Source organism: Dendronalium sp. ChiSLP03b, from assembly GCF_034531165.2.
In the GTDB taxonomy this organism is placed as follows: Bacteria; Cyanobacteriota; Cyanobacteriia; order Cyanobacteriales; family Nostocaceae; genus Dendronalium; species Dendronalium minutum.
The window spans coordinates 99862-121914 of record NZ_JAVRBR020000119.1 but is presented as its reverse complement, the minus strand read 5'-3'; the positions used below and the strand labels follow the sequence as shown (position 1 = coordinate 121914).

Below are 22053 nucleotides of genomic sequence, written 5' to 3'. Positions count from 1 at the left end.
ATCTCAATTACGAATTACGAATTACGAATTACGAATTATTATTCCCATCCTTGAAATTCATCGCTGGTGTTGCGAAGTAGAGAATTGAGTTGAGTGCGCCGAGTTTCAAAATTAGCAGCAACGTAAATTAATGTAATACCAACTAATAAACCTACAACCCATTTTAAAAACGGGTAACGTAAGCTAAAAATCACTAATTGGTAAATACTAGTAATGAAAAAAGTGGCTGTGCCAATGTAGAGAAAAGCCCGGATTCGTAAAGCTAATCCGGCAAAAATGGCGATGAGGCTAAAAATTCCCGGTATGACAGCTGTGTTTTGATGAAATAAAATTGCCCATCCACAAATTACACCGCTAGCTAGCATTCTTAAACTGTGGCGAGCTGCTTTATATTCTGGCAGCTGCAATTGAGGATCTACTTGAGCAATATACAGCAGTGATAATCCAATTAATGATACATACCACAAGGTATCGGTTAGACCTAAATCAACAAGCCACCGGCAAAGTGCCCAATCAATCAACGCCACGCTGATATAGGTAAAACGGATATTTTCGCTAACTGCTAAGAATATGTAATATCCAGCCGCCAGTATCAAAGTAACGGGATAAACTTGCAATTTAGTTTCCCATAAAATTATCAGTGGGATAATGTATGCGGCTATTTGCCAAGGTCTTTTAGACCAACCCCAATTTTCCCAAGGTAGGACATACAAAAAATAGGCGACTACACAAGCGATCGCACCATTCCAAGGAACTAAAGGCCCTAGTAAAAATTTTCCTACCGCTGTCTCGCGCCAATAAATTCTCATCCCGGCTACCTCTAATAAGCCGAGGTAAACCCACATTTCTTGAATTGTGATTCTACCAAAGATGCGCGAAGAATCGGGTACAGGGTCAGCAGGCGATCGCCGTCCCTGAAAAATGGCATATCTAATCAAAAGTACGCCTGTTCCTAATCCCAGCAAACGGTTAACTTGAATGGGAAAGGCAATAGCAGTCATTAATAACCAGCTACTCCAAGCCCAGTGGAGATGGGCGATACCTTGCAACTCTTCGGGGGTAAGGCGTAAGTAGCCTACCAGCCAAGGGGAAAGGATGCGATAAGCATACATGATGCTTGTGCCGAGGGCTGACATGGCAATTAAACCATCACCTAATCCTCCCCCCGATGCTTGTGCCATTTGATATAACAAAAGTTCGTAAGCAGAAATTGATATGCCAATGATGCCTAAATACAGCAGCGGTTTGAAGGCATCTCTGCGTCGCCCCACACCAATAATAATTAACGCTACACCTAGAGAACACAAACCCGTCCACTCGGTAAAGGTATTCAGCCGCAGCAGCACACTGAATGCAGCATAGAGTAATGGCAAAACGTGGAAACTGCTAGGAAGCCTTTCTAATTGGTAGCGTCCCCGCCACCACTCACCCACTAGTTGCGCGATTAAACCCAAAGCGATATTGGCGATCGCTATTTTAATAATCGAACGTTCCCCAAATCCCAAAACCTCGGCGATTAGGAGTTCCAAACACCAACCGATACTATAAAATGCCCAATCTGTAGGTTCTTCCCAACTACGGTAAGCGATCGCTCCCAAGGTAACGGCAGTGGCTATTAAGTAAAATAATCCAGGTGCAATCACTCCTTGGTAAATTAATACAGAGTGCAGCGTCATAGCTAACAACTCAATGCCGCACAAGGCGATCGCCCATTTATCAAATGCTACTGCATAGATAGCTGCTAATTCATTACTTTGCCGCATCAATGCTGTTCGCCCCAACCATAAACTGAAAATAGCGATCGCTCCAACAAGTAACCAACCTGCTACTGTAAGGCGTGGTAAACCTGGAACGCCTTCCCACAGCAACGCAACTATGAAACTCAACCCGTAACCAAGCGTAATTCCCGCACTTGCTTGGTTTCGCAAGTAACGTGTATTAACGAACGTCACAGATGTAGCCACACCCAAACCAATTAATCTGGTTCCTGGTAAAGGTAAAGTTAGTGCCTGTGCCATAGTTACAGCCAAGATACTCAAGTAACTGCTGGTAGTGCGGCGCTGTGCAGTCGTGCGACTGGCTAAAACTGTGAGAGTTAAAGGCGTAATTAGCCAAATCATTCCCCAATGTGTTTGGTTACGAGCAACTCCAGTCCAAGATAATTCGACATTTGCCCACAATAGAGCAAAACTGACAACGGCAAGCGCGATACCGATGTACCATGCACTACGTTGCCAGATGCCATTGCCAAGGCTAAATATCCATTCTGCCACCATCAGGGCTAACAAAATGCTTGCCCAAATTGGCAGAGTCAAACTTGGCAATAGCCAATCAATTATTGAGCAAAACGTCAGCACTCCCATAGTGTGAGTGAAGAGAGCAGGGGGAGCAGAGGAGGGGGAACGGCGTTTGGTGATGACTGCCAGAGTAATTGTAGAAAATAGGAGATTTAGCGATCGCAATGTGGGATTTACGACAGTCAGTGTTGTTAAAAAAGTGCCAAACAGCAGAACGAGCAAGTCGCTAAACTTAGCTAATTCTTGTTTTTGGGCGCGATAAAGACGATCTGTGAGTGCCACCATCAAAATTAGGTAGGGAAATAAAGCAACACTCAGTAATGCCCAAGGTTCATTTTGAGCAACTGTGAGTTTAGTGGCAATTGCGATCGCTGCTGCTTGTATTGCTGATGGCACTAACCGCCAACCCAGCCAAATTGTTTGTAAGCCTATGAGAAAAACTGCTGCCAAGTCAGCTTTTAAACTATACCTCTGCAAGCGATCGCCCACAAACCACAAGCTCAACCCACTCACAGCTATTGCTTGCCCAGGATGATTGATTACCGCCACCAACCAACCAAGGAATAGTAAAATACCCCCGAAGAGTTGCCAAGGTAATTGGGGAGTGGGGATTGGTGACTGGCGACTGGGGATTGGGGACTGGGGATTGGGGACTGGGGATTGATTATTTCCTTCATCTTCCTCTGCCTCCTGCCTTCTGCCTCCTCGTTGTGCTAACCAAGTTATCAGCCAGCCGCAAATACCAATAGCTAGCCCTAACTGAGTAACATCTACTTGAGCCACGAAAATTGCCCGCGCCAGCAGTGCTAAAAGGCCATAGACAATTACGACAGCATACAAACTTATACCCAATCCAAAACGCTGTTCGCTTTGATTTTCAGAAGTTCTATCAGTTCTATATAATTCATTTTCATTAAAATCTCCCCGCATCCTCCCATCGCCGCGCCTCCCCATATCTTGATTCAGATAAACAGTAATGATGGTAGTGCCAATCATTGCCAGATAAACGGCGATTAAGGGTAATCCCGGTATTTTCCAACCCCAATGTAAATAACTCAACCCCAAAATATTTATTAGAGGTAACTTCCCAGTTTGTAAATTAGTAAATGTGCGATTGTTGCACGTTAAAACTGTAACCAATGTCAGAATTGGGGATGCGATCGCTACTGTCAACCAATCCAAAGGATTTTGCCACAAGCGAAAGCTATCCATTGCCCAAAAATTGACCGGAACTAGCAATAAGGCAACAATCAACAATGTCTGAGTTGTCAATCTGAGGTTATTTTGCCTACCCGCCCAGAAGCTTAAACCCCAAAAACTTAAAGTATAAGCAAATAAAACTCCATACTGTCCAGAGGCAGGAAATTTCTCCCACTGACTAGCAGCCAGCACCCCAGAAGACACAACTACCAGAAATACTCCTAAAAATAGCAGCCAGCGGACACTCAATTCTGCACCCAATGACTGCAACATTGTGGCTACAAAGTTAGGTTTAGCTGGTTTTGGTGGTTTGCCTATAGACGTTCCACGCAACATCGCTACAGGCAACTGTTGAACGGAATTAGAAGTGGCGAACGCTACCTGTTGTTCGGGTTCAGTCTGAACTTGCAATACCACCGCACAGACAAGGTACTCGCGGCATAGCTGCCTAACTTGGGCATCGGATATCAAACCTAAGCGCAGCCATATTTCCAATCCTTCCAATAACTGAGGATGGAAGGATGGCAGCTTGAGTTCAATTTTTAAAGAACGGTCAAGTGGCGATGACATAAGCCGCAGAGCGTAAGTATATACTTAAAATCATGGTTAGATTAAAGTATATTTTGGCTCTAATTGTGCCACTTGTAAGGCTGACTAATGTTAATTTTTAGCCGACATTCCACGCAGTTAAGTATTTCAAGCTACCTACAGTTGTTGCAGTGGCGTTTCTCCTCAAACCACTTCACTCTAAAGTCGTAGTAAGATTTAAGCTTTTGAAGTGCTGGCTAGTTGAGTAACTATCGTAACTTCTCCTTGTGCAGTTCTATTCACAAAATAGATTATTCCCCTGTAAATCAATTTATAGGCTACTGGTGACACAGGAAATTTAGCTGATTTTGCACGGGGATTGACACGATATGTAACTCCACGATACATCAAATTATAAGCTCTTCCAAATCTGCGAATTGGTTGAAAAGGCTGTTCTATTTTCCTGCTTTCAACCTTGCTTGGGTCGTATTTGTAGCTTTGACTGCGATAATAAAGTTGCATAATTTTCGCCTCTCTACCTGCTTAGGACTTACGCAGGGAAACGAAAAATCAAAGCTCTGGGTTAGAGGATTAGAGTATTAGATGTAAGTTTTTTAACCTTTACAGCCGTAATCATATAGGTTAGGACAGTGTTGATTGCTCAAAGCCGCCAAGCAAATGGATTTTTACCCAGCGAGAAGTTGCAAGGAGGGTCTCCCTCCAGGCAAACTTCGGTGACTCAGCGCTTTCCTATACATCCTTGCACCCAGTCTTAAAGAAGGAGTTTTGGCGTTGCATAGTTGCGGGATGATTTAGCAACTTCTAAAATTCTCCCCCTGCTTCCCCTGCATCCCCTGCCTCCCCTGCTTACCCCAATTCATCCCACTGTTATGCAACGCCGAATTTTTTTGCGTAAGTCCTATTAGGTTTATGGAACGAAATTTAATCGTCAAGAATTTGAACAGTTTCACCGTTGGCACGAGTAATACTAAGGGCATTGAATTCATTGTCGTCATAGTTGCCAACTACGGTGACTTTTTCTCCTATCGAGAGATTAATAGGTTGTCCTAAACTAGGTTCGGCCTCAACAATGATTTGTCCCTTACCATCATTGAGAATGAATTTATCGTCTAATAGCTTAGTAACTTGACCAGAAATAGTGGTGACACGAGCATTGGGCAAATTGCTAATTTGGGTTGATGCTTTCTGCGCTCCTACTTCCAAAGGAATTAGCAATGCAGCCAAGGCAGTCAGGACAATGCTAGGCATAGGATTGAATTTCATTTGTTAAGACCTCCAATCTGATGTGTAACTTACTCCTATTTTTAGATTGCCGGATAAAAGTAACAAGAAAGTAACAACTCCCGATTCAATTATCAGTCGCTGGTTGAGATTGCAATACAGGTTATACTAATAGCTTGAAATTTTTAACTATGACTTACGCACTATACAAATTGGCTATTATGTGCATAATGATTGGTTGAGAACACAAGTCCGTTGGTTGAGAATACAAGTCTGTTGGTTGAGAACACAAGTCTGTTGGTTGAGAACACAAGTCCGTTGGTTGAGAACACAAGTCCGTTGGTTGAGAACACAAGTCCGTTGGTTGAGAACACAAGTCCGTTGGTTGAGAATACAAGTCTGTTGGTTGAGAACACAAGTCCGTTGGTTGAGAACACAAGTCTGTAGCGATGTCTACGACGGGCTACGCCTACGCATTTGTAAAGCCACTATTACCCGGTTAAATGACCATTTTTTTCGATCTGCCAAAATCCTTCCCAGGAAGCTTGCTCTGATTCAGTTTCAATATCAAGGGTTTCACACATCTATTACCCCGCAAGGGGATTGAAACAGTCCTTGGAATCTCTTAGTAAAAGTATTAAAGCAGGTTTCAAACATCTATTACCCCGCAAGGGGATTTAAACCTAACGGGTTCTATATTGAAAATCATTCTTGTGCAGTTTTCATGAGGTTGAAGGGCAACTGGATTTGAAAAGTGGAGCCTGCACCTAAACGACTTGTGGCGGTAATTTGCCCTCCATGTATCTGGACAATTTGCTGGGCGATCGCCAATCCTAACCCAAAGCCTCCAGAAGAGCGCGATCGCACGCTATCCACTCGATAAAACCGCTCAAAGATATGGGGTAAATCTGCCTCTGGAATTCCAATACCGCTATCTTCTACTTCGATAACAGCCCAACTAGATTGAAGGTAAACTCGTAAGCAAATACCTCCAGATGGTGTGTAACGGCAGGCATTACTGAGGAGATTTGTAATTGCCTGCCGCATCAAATCTGGATTCATTCTCAACATCACTGATTGTTGAGGAAATTCGCTCGTGAATTCTAAATTTTTTGCCTTTGCTTGGTGAGCGTATTCCTCTGCTAACGGCTGGAGCCAACTCACCAAATCAACGAGATTGAGTGCCTGTGGTGCTAACTGCCCTTCTTGTCGAGCTAAGAATAATAAATCGCTTACCAGCATTCCCATTGATTCAGCAATCTGGTCGATATTTTCTAAGGAACTCTGCTGTTGGTGAGGGTCAATTGGTTCCAACAAGCCAAATTGAGCATTGTTACGAATTGCTGTCAGAGGTGTGCGTAATTCGTGTGAAGCATCAGCTGTGAACCGCTGTAATTGTTCGTAGGATTGGCGAATTGGCTGCATTGCCATGCCACCAAGGAACCAACCGGTTAAACTAATTGCACTCAAAGCAATGGGTACGCCCACAATTAAAAACAGGCGCAGCGACCATAAAGTTTCTTCAACAGGCGCTAAAGAGGCAGCTATCTCCAGATAGCCGATTAATTGTTGATTCTGGAAAACAGGAAGTGTTAACTGACGCAGTTGTTCGTTGGGGCGATCGCTTGATTCAATTGTTTGAAACCCTAGTTTATTTTTCAACTGCTCCGATGGCGTGACACCAAAAAACTCTAGTAGTTGCTTTTTGGGGGTATACCAGCGAGCATAAACAATTGCACTGTCAAAAGGTAAAGCTTCACCACCCAAAATCGGCACATCTTCCAAGCTAATGCGTTGCTGTTCTTGGTAAAGTCCATCTTCAACGCCAGCTGCCATCAGCCGACTTGTATTGTAAAGTTCTCGATCAAATGCCCGTAATTGCTCTTTAACTTCTAAAAAATAAAGTATTACTGCAAAAATCACCAGAATACTACCCATTGAGAGCGTAAACCAGCGAGCTAAATTACGCCGACTGCGGCTGAACATGATAGGAATTAGCGATCGCATGATTCCGGGACAATCAATCGATATCCCATACCATAAACGGTTTGTAGCCAATCTTCTGCTTTTACCATCTGTAGCCGCTGCCGAACTCGATGCACTAACATCGTTATTGCTTTACTATCTGGCTGTGTATTCCATTCCCAAAGTGCTTGTTCGATTTGGTCGTGGCTGAGTACTTGCTTAGGATGTCGCAAGAAATATTCTAGTAACTGAAACTCTCGACCCGACAACTGGACTGTAACTTCCTGGCGCTGTAACGTGAGAGTATTGAGATGAAGCTGTAAATCGGCTAATTCTAGCGTGTCACCTTGCCAGAGCGGTGCGCGCCTTCCCAATGCTCGCACTCTTGCTAACAGTTCGAGCAAATTAAAGGGTTTAACCAGATAGTCATCAGCACCAACATCTAAAGCAGACACTTTATCTAAAATCGTATCCTTGGCTGTGAGAATCAATACCGGAGCCGTTTTTCCTGCTTGGCGATACTGTTGACACAAACTAATACCACTAACTTTAGGCAACATCCAGTCTAAAATCAACAGGTCATAGTCTCTGTCTGTCATTAACCAATGAGCTGTTTCACCATCTTCGACACCATCTACAACATGTCCGACTTTCGAGAGCGCACCATGTAGTGGTTGTAATTGAGTGAGATCGTCTTCTACAAGTAAGATTCTCATTCATCATATTGCTGTACTTTACTTTCTATTTTCCTATGATGAATTCATAATCAAGCTTTCTCAATGTTATGTCTCGACCCCGTTGGCTGCAATTTCTGATTAACTTAGGATTAGAGTTCTGGCTGCCATTACCTTTAATCGGACTGTTTTTTTGGTTGAGTACGGGTTTGATCGCGCATCAAGTATTAAGCTATACCTACGATACAACCGCTCAAATCCACGCCGACTCCAAACATCAAATTCAGTTCTCAGTTTCGCTGGCTGTCATGTCTATTGAAGCCCTAATTGAGCGCAGAGATAAGTTGACTGAAGTCAAAGTTTACACTGCTGATTCGGTTTTAAAGCAGATGGAGTTTGAGTTCCCTGTGACTGAATTTGCTCAAGTTGATGCTGCGATCGCTCAAGCTTTAGGATTACCAGTAACAGCAGTTAAGCAGTTAATACGTTATCGCATCGAAAACTGACCTCACAAACGCAGAGGGGCAGAGGGCAGAAGGGAAGAATTTGTTTTCTCTGTGCCAAAAAAAGTCTCAAGCCTAGATAGAGATGCAATGTCTAAAACTTGTTTAAATTTAGGTTAATAAAAAATTAAGTATTTTTAGCTACTACCTTATAATATCTTTAAACTACAGTAACTTGCTCGTTTTACCGCATTTTAAGGAGAAAATTTTGACAAACAAGCGGCAGTATGCATACGCATTCAAAAAATACATAACTAAACAAGTTGGCACTTATATTGTTCAAGCTTTACAAGCTATAAAGCAGCGATGGTTTATATCTCTATTTTTAGTTGGAGTAATTTTAAGTGTAGCGATCGCTGCCTGTTCTTCAGGCAATGTTGATAATGCTGGTAAGACTAGCGCCGCTTCTGGAGGCGATGTCAACCTAACTTTTGTTTCCTTCTCTGTTACCAACACTGCATACGATCGCATTATTCCCAAATTTGTAGAAAAGTGGCAGAAAGAACATAACCAAAAAATCGTTTTTAAGCAAAGTTATGATGGGTCTGGCGCTCAAACCTTAAATGTAATTGATGGTTTAGAAGCTGATGTAGTACACCTGTCACTTGCTCTTGACATTAATAAACTTGTCCAGACAGGTTTTATTCAACCGGGGTGGGAAAAAGAAGCCCCAAATAATGCAATTGTTACCCAATCGGTGGGTGCGATCGCCACTCGTCAGGGGAATCCCAAAAATATTAAAACTTGGGCAGATTTAACACGAGATGGGGTGAACGTACTGACAGCTAACCCGAAAACATCTGGTGGCGCGCGCTGGAACTTCTTATGTCTGTGGGGTTCCGTAACCAAAACTGGTGGAAACGAAAATCAAGCATTAGACTTTACCTCGAAAGTTTATAAAAATGCACCTGTGTTGCCTAAAACCGCTAGGAATGCCACCGACCTATTCTTTAAAGAAGGTCAAGGCGATGCCTTACTCAACTATGAAAACGAGATGATTCTATCAGCAGCACAAGACAGTGGGACATTTTCCTATATCGTCCCTGATGTAAATATCTCCATTGATAACCCTGTTGCTGTTGTAGACAAAAATGTTGATAAACACGGTACTCGCCAAGTTGCAGAAGAATTTATCAAATTTCTTTACACCCCAGAAGTACAACGAGAGTTTGCCAAAATAGGATTTCGTAGCGTTGATACCACGATTGCCAAAGAATTGGAAAGCAATTTACCTAAAATTAAAACCCTCTTCAAAGCTCAAGATTTAGGAGGATGGGACGAAATTCAGAAAAAATTCTTTAATGAAGGCGCTATCTTTGACAAAATTCAAGCTAAGAAATCTTAAAATTTCAGGAAGGTTTTTGGATATCAGTTTAAGAAAAAGGCAGGAATAATCCCCATAAATAAATGATAAAAGCGATGCCTATGGCGGGCTTCGCCTACGCAGTTTCATATAGGCGCTGGCTACAAGAAATTCCGGCGTTGCATAACAGTGGGATGGATTGGGGTAAGCAGGGGGAGAATTTTAGAAGTTGCTAAATCATCCCGCAACTATGCAACGCCGAAATTCCTAGCCACAGGCATCAATTACCAAGATTGTATGGTCAATTATGTCTAAATTAGCGATCGACTGAACCCATAATCACGTCAATGCTACCTAAAATTGCCACAATGTCGGCGACTTTCACTCCTTGGAGCAGGTAGGGTAAGATTTGCAAGTTAGTGAAATCAGCAGTGCGAATTTTCCAACGCCAAGGAAAGATGTTATCATCCCCAATTAGATAAATGCCTAACTCGCCTTTGCCACTTTCGACACGGACGTAATTTTCTCCTTGAGGAATTTTGAAGGTAGGAGCAACTTTCTTACCAATGTACTGGTAATCAAATGCATCCCATTCTGATTTGCGTCCGCCTGCCATACGTTTGGCTTCTAAATTTTCGTAAGGGCCGCCAGGTAGCCCTTTGAGTGCTTGGCGGATAATTTTCACTGACTCTCGCATCTCGCGCATCCGTACAAAGTAACGGGCCAGGATATCACCGCCTGTTTCCCAGCAAACTTCCCAATCAAAATCGTCGTAGCATTCGTAGCGATCAACCTTCCGCAAGTCCCAAATCACTCTAGAACCGCGTAGCATTGGTCCGGAAAGACCCCAGTTAATCGCTTCGTCCCGGCCAATGACCCCAATACCCTCAGTTCGCGCCCGAAATATTGGGTTATCAGTCAATAAGCGGTCGTATTCATTGATTTTGTTGGGAAAGTAATCACAAAACTCTTCGCACTTAGTTACCCAGCCGTAGGGCAAATCGGCCGCCACCCCGCCAACGCGAAAGTAGTTATTATTTACCATGCGGTAGCCTGAAGCCGCTTCCCACAAGTCATAAATCATCTCCCGTTCCCGGAAAATGTAGAAAAAGGGAGTTTGGACACCTAAATCTGCGGCAAACGGCCCCAACCACAGCAGGTGGTTGGCAATGCGATTGAGTTCTAGCATAATGACGCGGATGTAGCTGGCCCGTTTCGGAATTGGGATACCAGCTAACTGTTCCACAGCGTTAACTGTGACAGCTTCATTAAACATTCCTTCGGCATAGTCCCAGCGGCTGACATAGGGGACATACATGAGGGTGGTGCGGTTTTCCGCAATTTTTTCCATACCCCGATGCAGGTAGCCAAGCACTGGTTCGCAGTCGATGACATCTTCGCCATCCAATGTGACAATCAACCTCAAAACACCGTGCATTGAGGGATGATGAGGACCCATGTTAATTATCATGGGTTCCGTTCTAGTTTCAACTCTTGGCATAAATCACTGTCTCCTTATCGTTGAGTGGGTGGCGTTGAAATGCGATCGCTACTCATTTGCAAGTGTTTCTGTGCTATTGGTATATTTTTGGCAGCAAATCTTCGTAGGTCTGGATCTTGACCAAGTTGTGATTGACGGCGCTGGACAGCCAAGTATTCCATATGCAAGTTCATACCAGCTTCGTTTTTGTATGCTTGGTCAAAACTTGAGCCAGAAAGTTGTGATAGCTTTGCTATTAGGGCTTGATACTTAGGCCCCACATCAGTAGGCGGTGTAATTCCTTTTCGGGTAGCCAACTGTATTAGTTGTTGGTTCACAGGTGTATGCTCCCGGATCATTTGCTGGGCATACTGCCTAACGTTATTGTTTTTAGACTTTTGTAGTGCCAGTTGTGCCAATTGTACTTCTGCTGTTCCCCCCCAGCTAGCTTCTAACACATACAGTCTGTCAAGGTCACTGATATTAGTTTGCTGATTTCTCAGCCCTGGAGTAGGTGTATTATTTGGTGTTATTTGAGCATTTGCTTTTTGATTGAGGTGAGAATAGCTAGTAAATGCGATCGCGGCACTAAGCCCAACAATTCCTATCAAATTGGTAAACTTTTTAGTAAGGCTACGATATTGTGAATTCATTTTATTAATCTCTTGATTGAAACGATGACTGATGACTGGAACTTGAAGCGAGAGTATTTATTTTTTAGAGTTCTCTTATTAATTACGCTCATCATCTTCTTGAGCTTGCTTCAAAATCTCAGATGGAAACCGACCTACTCGATCGGAACCAGGAGGAAGTCCGTGAGGGTCTAACACATCTTTAGATAGATACACCAATTCTCGTAGCGGTGTCACCATTGGATCGTCGGTAACTTTATAAGGTACTCTTCCCAGCGCCACATTGTCGTAGTTTAACTCGTGGCGATCGTATGTAGAAAGGTCATATTCTTCAGTAAATGACAGACAGTTTGTCGGGCAAAACTCCACACAATTACCACAGAAAATACAAACTCCAAAGTCAATACTGTAATGTTTGAGTTGTTTCTTCCTCACTTCTTTATTAAATTCCCAATCTACGACCGGGAGATTAATTGGACAGACTCGAACACAAACTTCACAAGAGATACACTTATCAAATTCAAAATGAATCCGCCCTCGAAAGCGTTCAGAGGGAATGAGTTTTTCGTAAGGATATTGCACAGTAATTGGACGACGACCCATGTGATCGAAAGTAACCGCCAGTCCTTGTCCTATATATCGACCTGCTTGAAAGGTGCGTTTGGCATAATCCTCAACTTGTTTGAGAAAGTTAAACATGAGTACACTACTCTTAGCTAACAGTGCTACTAATCAGCACGGTAATAGCTGTTGTTAGCAGTAACTTCCGTCAAACGAAAGGCTTCATAATTAAGTTTAATTGTGAGTTAAAATACAAACTTTTTACAATAATCCTCAATTTCCCTCACCGCAAATGCGCTGATAGTGCCATTGCCCGTCTTAATAAATTCCGCATAAACACGGTTACGCTAACTTGTGGTTCCGATCAAAACTGCCATTATCCAGTTTATTAGGGTGCATTTATGACTAACCCTGCAATGCCAGCGATCCGAGTTAACCAAGAGAGGGCAAAACAGGTATCTCTTGAGTGGGAGCGAGCTTCATACAGTGAACTCAGTGCTTATTGTTTGCGTATTTTAAGGGAGATAGGATGTCCTGATACTGAACTCCCAGAGAACTTACGGAGTCGCGATCAACAGCTAAACTTTATCACAGGCTTTGCATCTTATGCTTTTGGGGAGGTACTAAATGTCCAAAGCGTTAATTGAAGATATCTTGGATGACTCAGAATGGGCACAAGAGACTGCTTTACCTGCAACAGATAACGATTTGTTGATTTTAACCGAAAAATTTTTAGGATTTGAAATCCCCCCAAACGTTTTTTTGCAAGCTATATCTATTGCTGCTTACGACTGTGCAGCCGCTTTTCGCTACACCGATAACTATTTGGCTGTACTCAAAACTAAAAATAAGCGCAAAAATTTACTTTTGATAGAGTCTTACCGTGGTTTTGAAAATAATTAAAGTGCATTCACACCGCATACCTCGCCCCTCAACAAGTCTTGTCAGAGGGGCTTTGTTTTTGAGGACAAGAGTCAGTAGAGACGCGATTAATCGCGTTTGTTGTCAGTAGTTAGGAGTCAGAGTTTTATCACCCCCTCTAATCTTCTGCGGTCTTTATAGGCAGTTTTCAACCGAATACATAAGTCTGCAACATAGCTAGAAGCGCTCTGAATTGCCTAGAGGCTATTTAGAACGCTTAAAATGCTTAAGTGTATGTTGTGAAGTGACACTATAAAAGCTGTCACGTACGAGCAGCAGATATATGCTTAAAGTACTAGGCTTAAATTAGGAAAATTGAAGTACTTTTGCTACACTCTGATAGTTAAAACTATTAGAGTGTAGTATTTTTTATAGCATATTTAAGAACTGCTTTTGGTGAAATATTGGCAGGATGTCAGGCGATCGCACTCGAGCTTCATATCTCTGATGGAGCTTTTCGCACTCGCCTAAGTGGAATTTACCGGAAGTTTAGTATCAGTGGTAACGGACCAGTTAAATCTAACCGATTATTTCGCTTGCTCACCCAGGAATATCAAAAAGTTAGCCCTCTATCTTCGCAAAGTTTTAATACTTCAGTGGCTAACTTAGACGTATTAGTGCAAAAGGTGCGTCAACAACGTCACGAAAAAATCCAAGACCAGTGCGGCACTATGAGGATGCTGGACATTGCCAAATCAATTAAATTGACGGATATCTACACTGATGTCAACATCTTGGAAAATATACCTAGCCAGCAATGGAGAGAAATTCCAGACTTGCCCTCTAATTTTGGCGAAGGTATCGAGCAAGAATTTCGTTAAATGGTATGACAATGACAATATTGAGTTTGTGCTATTTGCCAACGAAACCCTTGCAATAGATGCAGAGCAAATTATAGCTAAGTATAATCAAGTATAATCTACAATTACTTGATGCTTTTCAGATTGTCATAGCTTTAGCAGTAGGCTGTGGAGCTTTTTTAACCAATGACGTTACATTCAGGGCGATCGCCAAATTGCAAGTATTAGAATTAAATGAATTTATACTCCTGAGCGAGTAAAAATAGTCAAAGCCATTCTAGGCGTGCGTTAATGAAGTAACGCACCCTAAAATTTTCTCAGCACTCAGTACTACTAAGGCACAATCAACACTGGACAAGGGGAAAGGTTAATCACGCGGGTAGTAACACTATCAGTTGCTCCCTCTTCAGTTAAACCCAGTCCCCGACAACCCATAATGATTAAATCTGCCCCGATTTCATCAGCGACATCGCAGATGGTAAATGCTGGTTTCCCTTGCCTCTCCAAGACTTCAGCTTGAATCCCTTGCTGAGAAAATAGAGAACGGGCATTTTCCAGCAGTTTGGCAACTACCTCTGGTGACACCATGGGATCTCCACTAGGTGCATCTGGAGGTGGTTCTTCCACTACAGATAGCAGCACCAAGCGGCTACTATACTTTTGGACAACGTTGGCAACTACATCAGCAGCTTCCCGCGCTTCCCGGCTTTGATCGATTGGAAATAACACTGTCTTGAACATCTCTCTCACCTCCGCACCCCTGACTCCGGTAAAATCTGGATGGTTCTACTTTCAAAACAATAACAAAAAGGCAATCAGGAGGGTCTGGCTGTGTCCAAAAAAACTTTAGCAAGTTTATCTGCTGCCGATATATCTGGTAAACGCGCTTTGGTGCGGGTTGACTTTAATGTGCCTGTGGATGACCAAGGTAACATCACTGACGATACTCGGATTCGCGCTGCTCTGCCAACCATCCAAGATTTGACGCAGAAGGGAGCTAAGGTAATTCTAGCAAGCCATTTTGGTCGTCCCAAGGGTGTGGATGACAAATTGCGCCTGACTCCGGTTGCTAAGCGTCTCTCTGAGTTGTTGGGGCAGGAAGTCATTAAAACTGATGACTCTATTGGCGATGAAGTTGCTGCCAAAGTGGGGGCGTTGCAAAATGGCCAAGTGCTGCTATTAGAAAATGTCCGCTTTTACAAAGAAGAAGAGAAAAACGACCCAGAATTTGCGAAAAAATTGGCAGCTAATGCTGATTTTTACGTAAATGACGCTTTTGGCACCGCACACCGCGCCCATGCTTCTACTGAAGGTGTGACTAAATTCCTGAGTCCTTCTGTGGCTGGATATTTGGTTGAGAAGGAATTGCAGTATCTGCAAAGCGCAATTGAAAATCCTCAACGTCCATTGGCGGCAATTATTGGCGGTTCTAAAGTCTCCAGTAAGATTGGCGTGATTGAAACACTGTTAGAGAAGTGCGACAAGCTAATTATCGGCGGTGGGATGATTTTCACATTCTACAAAGCCCGTGGTTTGAATGTCGGTAAGTCTCTGGTGGAAGAAGACAAGCTAGAACTGGCGAAGTCTTTGGAAGCTAAGGCTAAGGAACGCGGTGTTACCTTCTTGCTACCCACAGATATTGTTTCGGCAGATAAATTTGCTCCCGATGCCAATGCCACCACTGTCAGCATCGAGAATATCCCTGATGATGGTATGGGTTTGGATATTGGCCCAGACTCTGTAAAAGTATTCCAAGAAGCCCTTGGAGATACCAAAACAGTGATTTGGAACGGGCCGATGGGTGTGTTTGAGTTTGATAAGTTTGCCGTTGGTACGGAAGCGATCGCCCGCACCCTGGCCGAAATCGGTAAAACTGGCACAACCACAATCATCGGCGGCGGCGACTCTGTGGCGGCTGTGGAAAAAGTCGGTTTAGCCGAACAAATGAGCCACATCTCCACAGGCGGCGGCGCTAGCTTGGAGTTACTCGAAGGCAAGGTACTACCCGGTATCGCAGCTTTAGACGAAGCGTAAGTAGGGACTGAGGACTGGGGACAAATCAGTGCTGAGCAATGAGTACCGAGTTTCGAGTGGGGAATTTCACTCATAACTCAGAACTGCCTAATACCCAATCCTCAATCCTAGCCCCGATCTGAAAGAAATATATGCAACCTAAATGGTTGGAATGGACGCAAAAGTTACAAGCGATGTCTGACGACAAGCTGCTTCGCATCTACGCACAAAATGGTCTGACTTATTCTGAAGGGCCTTTTGATATCGAACGCTACAAACAATTGCGGGCGATTGCAGCCGAAATTATGGCAACTTACGCTAACGTCGAACACAGCTATATCCTTGATTTATTTGCCCGTGAAATAGGATATGCAACTCCTAAAGTAGATGTGCGGGGTGCAGTGTTTCGCGATGATACTATTTTGTTAGTCAAGGAACGATCTGACGGTTACTGGACTTTACCTGGTGGATGGGCTGATGTTGGCGAGTCGCCCAGTGAAGTAGTTGTGAAAGAAGTATTTGAAGAATCGGGCTATCAGACACGTGCTATCAAATTACTAGCAGTTTATGACAGAAATAGACAGGGACATCCACCATTTCCGTTTTATGTCTATAAGCTGTTTTTTCAGTGCGAACTGATCGGCGGTTCTCCCTCATCAAGTATTGAAACCGAGGAAGTGGGTTTCTTCTCTGAAAATGCACTACCAGAACTTTCTCTAGGACGTGTGACATCCGCGCAAATCACCCGACTTTTCCAGTATTACCGCAATCCAGATTTAGCGACAGATTTTGATTAGGGCTGACTTGAAAAAGCAAGGGAAGAAATGTTTCATTCGTTCTAGTGTACGCAGTTCATGACGGCGACTTCGCTATTTATAAATCTGCTTTTATAGCAAGACTGAACTGATGAGATAACCTAGGTACGACATATTTCAACTTGCCATCATTCTTAAGTGAGATACTACTTAACCACTTTAATATCTACACTAATTTACTATACTTGTTTGCTCCAAAACTAATTGTGTATAAATGACTCCAATTACTCAAGATAAATTAATCCAGCATCACCCAAGACTGGGAGTTGAAGTACTACAAGGTTGCAATCTTACTTGTCTTACAGACATACAGTTACGTGAATTCAAAGAATCACTTTGGGAACACGGTGTTGTCGTAGTCAGACAGCAACACCTGAGTGCAAAACAGTTGGAAGAATTTGCTAGACAGACCTTTGGTAATCTTATGTTTGGTGGCTATTCCAAGACATTAGATCCCGATATCAGTCCAGACCTACAAAGCCAACATGTGAGTATTTTGGGTAATCCTAAGGGGCTTGGTCAAGAACCAGTGGGTAAATATGCCTGTGAATGGCATCATGATAAAGACCGCATCCCACGCATAGAGGGGCTAGATATGAATGCACTATATGTTGTGATGCTCTATGGCGTGGAAATGCCTGGGGAAGATATAGATGGGCAACCTCACACTACTGAATTCCTCGACATGCTAGAAGCGTACAATAACCTAGATCCTCAACATCAGCAGCAGCTAGAGCAGATTTCGATGTATCATATGCCACCAATATTCTCCAAGCAAGGTGATGTAGTAGCAGATATTCCGATGAAAGTGCATCCAATTGTGTCCACTCACAAAGTCACTGGTAAAAAGGGATTATACCTAGGTTCGGACACGGCAATTCCTATTGGTATGGAGGATAGACCAGAAGAAGCAAAACATTTCTGGCTGGATTTATTTCAGACTGTTCTGGACAGCACACCAGTCTACTCCCATGTTTGGCATCCAGGAGATATTGTTTTTTGGGACAACTCACAGGTGATGCACAGAGGTATACCTTATGATGCGACGAAGTATCAGCGGATTGCACTGCGTTTAGGGGTCGTGGCCAATCAATAAATTTAGGGGTAATCCTTAACAATCCGATTAATGTCTGAGAAGGGATAGTATTTCTGTTTGTGTGTTAACAGACCGCCATACTGGTAGATTGTTGTGTTTTGAGTCTGGTCAAAACTATAAGATTCAATCTATTTGGACTGAATACTAAAGAGACTGACATACAGCATTCCCAACCCTATGAGGCAGAAAACAAGTTTGTTCGGGAATCTGCACAATCGCAACTCATGAAGGAAGTTTTGAGGATGGGGACAGTGCGCCTACCTTAAGATTGCCCAATCTATAGGAAATACTATCTGTGCTGTTATTTGGAAACAGAAGTAATATCGTGTCCGGTTAAACACTTATCATTAAGACTACAGAGGGGCAGAGGGGAAGGGTTTTTGTGGCTCTTCTGCATAGATTCGGGAATTATACTAATTAGCCGGACTTGATATAACAAGTCTGCCATCATGCCAAGTCTGAAACTTTTGCTACTGAATAGCTATATCCCACATGCCGCACTCGGAAGTGTCATATTAAAAATGCTAGTCAATTCTGGGGCGATTTTTCGAGGAGTTAGGCGATTTTAGATTTGTATCAGACTATTAAATGCACATAGATTAGATGTGCTTGGTGGTTATATTAAATACAAATTAGTTGTAATTTACAGAACTGATGAAAGCTTCTTGGCAATCTTTGTACCCAGTTACGTATCCGCAATACACTATTGCTTGTAACGGTTGGGCGCTGAAGCGGCTGTTGAGACTCCTAACTGAACCGCTGAAAAAGCTGAGCCGTTGGAAATTGATTTCGCCTGGTAATATTTCGACTTCTGTACCCAGTCAAAGCTTTCAATTGGGAGAATTTACGATTGATTGGCAAGGTAGCAATACAAAACAGCCCTGTTTAAGGATTATCCATCAAAGTAACCAAGCAAAAGTAATATGGCAGACATCCCCCGGTCATAGCTTTGTCAGTGGGGGTGATGTGAGCCTAACTATCACTGAAGAACGAGGTTCTATAGAAATTGACGAACAAAAACAAGCAGAGTTTAGCGATCAAATTGTTGACGGGATTAAGCAAGAAGACGATACCTTGATAATTTATGGTCGTCTCCAAAATCGCCAAAATACTAGCGAGCAACCCCAATATGTCTTAACATTGCGAACTGTTGGGCCAAAGGAACTTGATTTTCAACTGCAAATTGGCAATGGGAATGTGAATGAGACACAGTTGCAATTCATAACCTCCCCAGACGAACACTTTTACGGTTTTGGAGAGCAATTTTCTCAAATCGACTGCAAAGGACAGTGGATACCAATCGTTTGCGAGGAGGGGGGAATTGGTCGTGGCGATCGCGGTCCGAAAACTCTGAATCTCCTAGGTGTCGCTGGTAATAGATTTTCGAGTTATGCACCTATCCCCTACTTTGTAACCAACAAGGGGCGATCGATATTTCTGAATAACACTGAACCCTCAATTTTCAACTTGCGCGATCCGCAGATTGCAACTATCCGGGTTTCATCTAGTTGTATGCAAGGGCGAATGCTTTGCGGCGAGACACCCCTAGATATTATTGAACTTTACACCAACTATGTGGGAAGGATGTCACCGCTTCCCGATTGGTTAAATGATGGGGCAGTGGTGGGTATGCAAGGAGGTACGCAGTTAGTCCGGCAAGTCTGGTCGCAGTTGCGCGAACTCGACACCCCCATTGCGGCATTTTGGCTGCAAGATTGGGTCGGTCAACGCCGCACAATCGCGGGAAAACAGTTGTGGTGGAACTGGCAACTCGACGAAAGCACCTATCCAGGTTGGCAGCAGTTGGTAAGTGACTTGGCAGAGGCAGAAATTGCAGTTGGAGTATATGTCAACCCTTTTCTAGTCGATCGCCCGCACAAATCCAACTCACAACAGCGTAATCTCTACACAGAAGCCTTACAAAAAGGCTTTGTGGTCAAGAAAAATCAAGCCGAACCATACCTGATCGAAAGTACCGATTTCTCCGCAGCTTTGCTCGATCTGACTAATCCAGATGCTTGCAAATGGTTTAAAAATGTCCTCAAGGAGGAAGTGCTAGGCAAAGGCGCTAAATTTTGGATGGCTGACTTTGCAGAAGCAGCACCGTTTGAAGGAATTTATGCTAGCGATGAATCTGGGCTACTTTATCACAACCAATATCCGGTTGATTGGGTAACACTGAACCGAGAAGCGATTCAAGAAGCAGGTAGGGAAGGAGATGCTTGGTTCTTCAATCGAGCCGGATTTTTGAAAACTCCATCTCAAAGCACATGTATGTGGTTAGGAGATCAGAACACTACTTGGGGTATGAATGATGGCATAGCCAGTGCTGTCAAAGGTGCAATCAGTGGTGGCTTCTCTGGGTTAAGTATCAACCACAGTGATATTGGTGGCTATACAAGTATTGCTAACCCGATTCTGGAAGCCATCGGTGTCGGGTTTAGGCGATCGCGGGAACTACTCTATCGCTGGATGGAACTGAATGCTTTCACGCCCGTATTCCGCACCCATGAAGGCAATCAGCCAGATAAGAACGTTCAATTTTATACAGATAAAGATACCCTCACAACTTTCAGTCACTGGGCGAAAGTCTATGCAGCACTGGCTGGATATCGCCAGCAGTTGATGGCAGAAGCCTCAGGGAAAGGATATCCTATGCTTCGGCATCTGATTCTGCATTACCCTGACGATCCGAATGTTTACAAACTTGAAGAACAGTTTCTCTTAGGTAGTGAGTTCTTAATAGCACCAGTACTGAAGCTGGGTAAAAAGAGCGTAAACGTATATTTTCCGGCTGGCGAGTGGGTTCACTTGTGGAGTGGTAAGACCTACAGCATGACAATAGGTATACGACAAAACGTAGCCGCTCCCCTCGGACAACCTGCTGTCTTTTATCGCCAAGGGTCTAAAGCAGCTGAATCAGTTGTGAAGACTCTGAAGGCAAAAAATCTACTCAATGCGCCGTAGGAGGCGGAGGGGCAGGGGGAGCCTCACAAGTGTAGGTTTTTAATCAAGCAATGAGTAATGACTATAAAACTAACGCTCTAATCATCATTTCTTCTACCCCTACACCCTTACACCCCCACACCCTTACACCCTAAAACCAGGGTTTTAGGAACAAAACGTAAAAAACCTACACCTGTCAGAGTGGCTCCCCTTGGGAGAAGACTCGCGCTTCGCTACGCTATGGCAACTTCTCTCCGCAGTGCTGGACTCACCGTACTGGCTCATAACTGACAAAAGATGTGCCAAAATGACATAAATTTATAAATCTTCAATAGTATCCTGTTATATATTCTAAGAACTAGAAGGTAGAGTATAGGTCTAATTAAGTATATACATCGCGTAATTCTCCATGTCCCGACAACCTGCTTTTGGCATAGCTTTAAGTATGCTTGTCCTTGCTAGTGGATTAATGACTAGTCCAATACCGGGTCACAGTTCTACAAAACAAACCACTGACAATCAACCGTTGTCAATTTCTTCAAGTCAGATTGCTACATCGATTACTTTTGAAACTACTGCGTTGGAGAAATCAGTTTTTGACCAAATTAATCGGTATCGGGCTGCTAAAAAACTGCCTAAGTTAAAACTAAATCCAACTATTTCTCGGCAGGCAAGGATTCATAGTCAAAACATGGCTAGGGGTAAAGTCCCATTTAGTCATCAAGGGTTTGAACGGCGAGTTACAGCTATTCCCCTGCGCTTCAACAGTGCAGCAGAAAATGTCGCTTTTAATCAGGGATATAGCAATCCTGCTAGCGAAGCAGTTACTGGTTGGCTTGATAGTCCCGGACATCTGAAGAATATTAAAGGCAATTACAACCTGACTGGGATTGGTGTTGCCGCCAATAAGCAAGGAGAAGTATATCTGACGCAAATTTTTCTCCACAGTGGTACTACTGGTAGTACCACTGCACGAATTAAAAATTAAAATTTGCACAATAATAATGTAGTGTTTAACAAATAGAATTCAGAAGTCAGCAGCCAACAGACAACAGAAAAATATTTATTCTGACTTCT

At 43.3% G+C, this 22053-nt stretch carries 19 protein-coding genes; 10 read left to right on the top strand and 9 right to left on the bottom strand.

The genetic code is table 11. The features are described from left to right. Positions 1 to 38 precede the first annotated feature (38 nt). The 5 genes from RMY31_RS26940 to RMY31_RS26920 all read right to left on the bottom strand — a co-directional run bounded on the left by RMY31_RS26940 (position 39) and on the right by RMY31_RS26920 (position 7948). The gene (locus tag RMY31_RS26940) at positions 39 to 4067 is read right to left on the bottom strand and encodes a DUF2157 domain-containing protein (RefSeq protein WP_322664321.1); all 4029 of its coding nucleotides are present in this window, start codon (positions 4065 to 4067) and stop codon (positions 39 to 41) included. A gap of 195 nt (positions 4068 to 4262) precedes the next feature. Then, positions 4263 to 4547 carry a DUF4278 domain-containing protein gene (locus RMY31_RS26935; RefSeq protein ID WP_322664319.1) on the bottom strand — a complete coding sequence of 95 codons (285 nt, stop codon included), beginning with the start codon at positions 4545 to 4547 and terminating at the stop codon, positions 4263 to 4265. Positions 4548 to 4967: 420 nt separating this feature from the next. Next, entirely contained in the window at positions 4968 to 5309 is a 342-nt protein-coding gene (locus RMY31_RS26930; RefSeq protein WP_322664317.1) for a hypothetical protein, read from the bottom strand. 663 nt (positions 5310 to 5972) lie between these two features. Further along, positions 5973 to 7253 (bottom strand): HAMP domain-containing sensor histidine kinase, encoded by a 1281-nt coding sequence (locus RMY31_RS26925; protein ID WP_322664333.1) that lies wholly within the window; start codon positions 7251 to 7253, stop codon positions 5973 to 5975. An 8-nt stretch (positions 7254 to 7261) separates the two neighbouring features. Then, positions 7262 to 7948, bottom strand: a complete 687-nt coding sequence (locus RMY31_RS26920) for a response regulator transcription factor (RefSeq protein ID WP_322664315.1) — start codon at positions 7946 to 7948, stop codon at positions 7262 to 7264. 68 nt (positions 7949 to 8016) lie between these two features. Between RMY31_RS26920 and RMY31_RS26915 the strand changes: the two genes are divergently transcribed. Both RMY31_RS26915 and RMY31_RS26910 read left to right on the top strand, forming a co-directional pair. Continuing rightward, positions 8017 to 8412 carry a hypothetical protein gene (locus RMY31_RS26915; protein ID WP_322664313.1) on the top strand — a complete coding sequence of 132 codons (396 nt, stop codon included), beginning with the start codon at positions 8017 to 8019 and terminating at the stop codon, positions 8410 to 8412. Positions 8413 to 8617: 205 nt separating this feature from the next. Further along, the gene (locus RMY31_RS26910) at positions 8618 to 9754 is read left to right on the top strand and encodes a sulfate ABC transporter substrate-binding protein (protein ID WP_409878544.1); all 1137 of its coding nucleotides are present in this window, start codon (positions 8618 to 8620) and stop codon (positions 9752 to 9754) included. Between the two features lie 274 nt (positions 9755 to 10028). On the opposite strand, the gene RMY31_RS26905 is transcribed toward RMY31_RS26910, so the two are convergent. From RMY31_RS26905 to ndhI, 3 genes are all read right to left on the bottom strand, one after another. Further along, the gene (locus tag RMY31_RS26905; RefSeq protein ID WP_322664312.1) at positions 10029 to 11213 is read right to left on the bottom strand and encodes an NAD(P)H-quinone oxidoreductase subunit H; all 1185 of its coding nucleotides are present in this window, start codon (positions 11211 to 11213) and stop codon (positions 10029 to 10031) included. Positions 11214 to 11227: 14 nt separating this feature from the next. Beyond that, a complete protein-coding gene (locus tag RMY31_RS26900) occupies positions 11228 to 11845 on the bottom strand; it encodes a DUF4142 domain-containing protein (protein ID WP_322664310.1) in 618 nt (205 codons plus the stop codon). Between the two features lie 78 nt (positions 11846 to 11923). After that, the gene (ndhI, locus tag RMY31_RS26895) at positions 11924 to 12523 is read right to left on the bottom strand and encodes an NAD(P)H-quinone oxidoreductase subunit I (protein WP_322664308.1); all 600 of its coding nucleotides are present in this window, start codon (positions 12521 to 12523) and stop codon (positions 11924 to 11926) included. A 263-nt stretch (positions 12524 to 12786) separates the two neighbouring features. Between ndhI and RMY31_RS26890 the strand changes: the two genes are divergently transcribed. The 3 genes from RMY31_RS26890 (at position 12787) to RMY31_RS26880 (ending at position 14127) form a co-directional block, all read left to right on the top strand. Next, a complete protein-coding gene (locus tag RMY31_RS26890) occupies positions 12787 to 13032 on the top strand; it encodes a hypothetical protein (protein WP_322664305.1) in 246 nt (81 codons plus the stop codon). Continuing rightward, positions 13013 to 13288, top strand: coding sequence for a hypothetical protein (locus tag RMY31_RS26885; protein WP_322664303.1), 276 nt, complete (start codon positions 13013 to 13015; stop codon positions 13286 to 13288). The genes RMY31_RS26890 and RMY31_RS26885 overlap by 20 nt, the downstream gene beginning before the upstream one ends. Before the next feature lie 422 nt (positions 13289 to 13710). Continuing rightward, positions 13711 to 14127, top strand: coding sequence for a hypothetical protein (locus RMY31_RS26880; protein WP_322664301.1), 417 nt, complete (start codon positions 13711 to 13713; stop codon positions 14125 to 14127). A 312-nt stretch (positions 14128 to 14439) separates the two neighbouring features. Here RMY31_RS26880 and RMY31_RS26875 read toward each other — a convergent pair whose 3' ends face one another. Further along, positions 14440 to 14847 (bottom strand): universal stress protein, encoded by a 408-nt coding sequence (locus RMY31_RS26875; RefSeq protein WP_322664299.1) that lies wholly within the window; start codon positions 14845 to 14847, stop codon positions 14440 to 14442. A 90-nt stretch (positions 14848 to 14937) separates the two neighbouring features. Between RMY31_RS26875 and RMY31_RS26870 the strand changes: the two genes are divergently transcribed. The 5 genes from RMY31_RS26870 (at position 14938) to RMY31_RS26850 (ending at position 21964) form a co-directional block, all read left to right on the top strand. After that, positions 14938 to 16140: a phosphoglycerate kinase gene (locus RMY31_RS26870; RefSeq protein ID WP_322664297.1), complete on the top strand. Its 1203-nt coding sequence runs from the start codon at positions 14938 to 14940 to the stop codon at positions 16138 to 16140. Between the two features lie 131 nt (positions 16141 to 16271). Beyond that, positions 16272 to 16916 carry an NUDIX hydrolase gene (locus tag RMY31_RS26865; RefSeq protein ID WP_322664295.1) on the top strand — a complete coding sequence of 215 codons (645 nt, stop codon included), beginning with the start codon at positions 16272 to 16274 and terminating at the stop codon, positions 16914 to 16916. Positions 16917 to 17148: 232 nt separating this feature from the next. Next, on the top strand, positions 17149 to 18030 hold the full coding sequence (locus RMY31_RS26860; protein WP_322664293.1) for a TauD/TfdA family dioxygenase: 882 nt from the start codon (positions 17149 to 17151) through the stop codon (positions 18028 to 18030). Between the two features lie 654 nt (positions 18031 to 18684). After that, complete coding sequence (locus RMY31_RS26855; protein ID WP_322664292.1) at positions 18685 to 20997, top strand: alpha-glucosidase; 2313 nt, start codon at positions 18685 to 18687, stop codon at positions 20995 to 20997. Positions 20998 to 21385: 388 nt separating this feature from the next. Further along, positions 21386 to 21964, top strand: a complete 579-nt coding sequence (locus RMY31_RS26850) for a CAP domain-containing protein (protein WP_322660156.1) — start codon at positions 21386 to 21388, stop codon at positions 21962 to 21964. The last annotated feature ends 89 nt before the right edge of the window (positions 21965 to 22053 follow it).

Coding starts and splice junctions, on each gene's coding strand:
- RMY31_RS26860 (WP_322664293.1), top strand. CDS start 17,149: ATGACTCCAATTACTCAAGATAAATTAATCCAGCATCACCCAAGACTG.
- RMY31_RS26885 (WP_322664303.1), top strand. CDS start 13,013: ATGTCCAAAGCGTTAATTGAAGATATCTTGGATGACTCAGAATGGGCA.
- RMY31_RS26925 (WP_322664333.1), bottom strand. CDS start 7,253: ATGTTCAGCCGCAGTCGGCGTAATTTAGCTCGCTGGTTTACGCTCTCA.
- ndhI (WP_322664308.1), bottom strand. CDS start 12,523: ATGTTTAACTTTCTCAAACAAGTTGAGGATTATGCCAAACGCACCTTT.
- RMY31_RS26935 (WP_322664319.1), bottom strand. CDS start 4,547: ATGCAACTTTATTATCGCAGTCAAAGCTACAAATACGACCCAAGCAAG.
- RMY31_RS26850 (WP_322660156.1), top strand. CDS start 21,386: ATGTCCCGACAACCTGCTTTTGGCATAGCTTTAAGTATGCTTGTCCTT.
- RMY31_RS26900 (WP_322664310.1), bottom strand. CDS start 11,845: ATGAATTCACAATATCGTAGCCTTACTAAAAAGTTTACCAATTTGATA.
- RMY31_RS26905 (WP_322664312.1), bottom strand. CDS start 11,213: ATGCCAAGAGTTGAAACTAGAACGGAACCCATGATAATTAACATGGGT.
- RMY31_RS26915 (WP_322664313.1), top strand. CDS start 8,017: ATGTCTCGACCCCGTTGGCTGCAATTTCTGATTAACTTAGGATTAGAG.
- RMY31_RS26875 (WP_322664299.1), bottom strand. CDS start 14,847: ATGTTCAAGACAGTGTTATTTCCAATCGATCAAAGCCGGGAAGCGCGG.
- RMY31_RS26930 (WP_322664317.1), bottom strand. CDS start 5,309: ATGAAATTCAATCCTATGCCTAGCATTGTCCTGACTGCCTTGGCTGCA.
- RMY31_RS26855 (WP_322664292.1), top strand. CDS start 18,685: ATGAAAGCTTCTTGGCAATCTTTGTACCCAGTTACGTATCCGCAATAC.
- RMY31_RS26920 (WP_322664315.1), bottom strand. CDS start 7,948: ATGAGAATCTTACTTGTAGAAGACGATCTCACTCAATTACAACCACTA.
- RMY31_RS26865 (WP_322664295.1), top strand. CDS start 16,272: ATGCAACCTAAATGGTTGGAATGGACGCAAAAGTTACAAGCGATGTCT.
- RMY31_RS26940 (WP_322664321.1), bottom strand. CDS start 4,067: ATGTCATCGCCACTTGACCGTTCTTTAAAAATTGAACTCAAGCTGCCA.
- RMY31_RS26890 (WP_322664305.1), top strand. CDS start 12,787: ATGACTAACCCTGCAATGCCAGCGATCCGAGTTAACCAAGAGAGGGCA.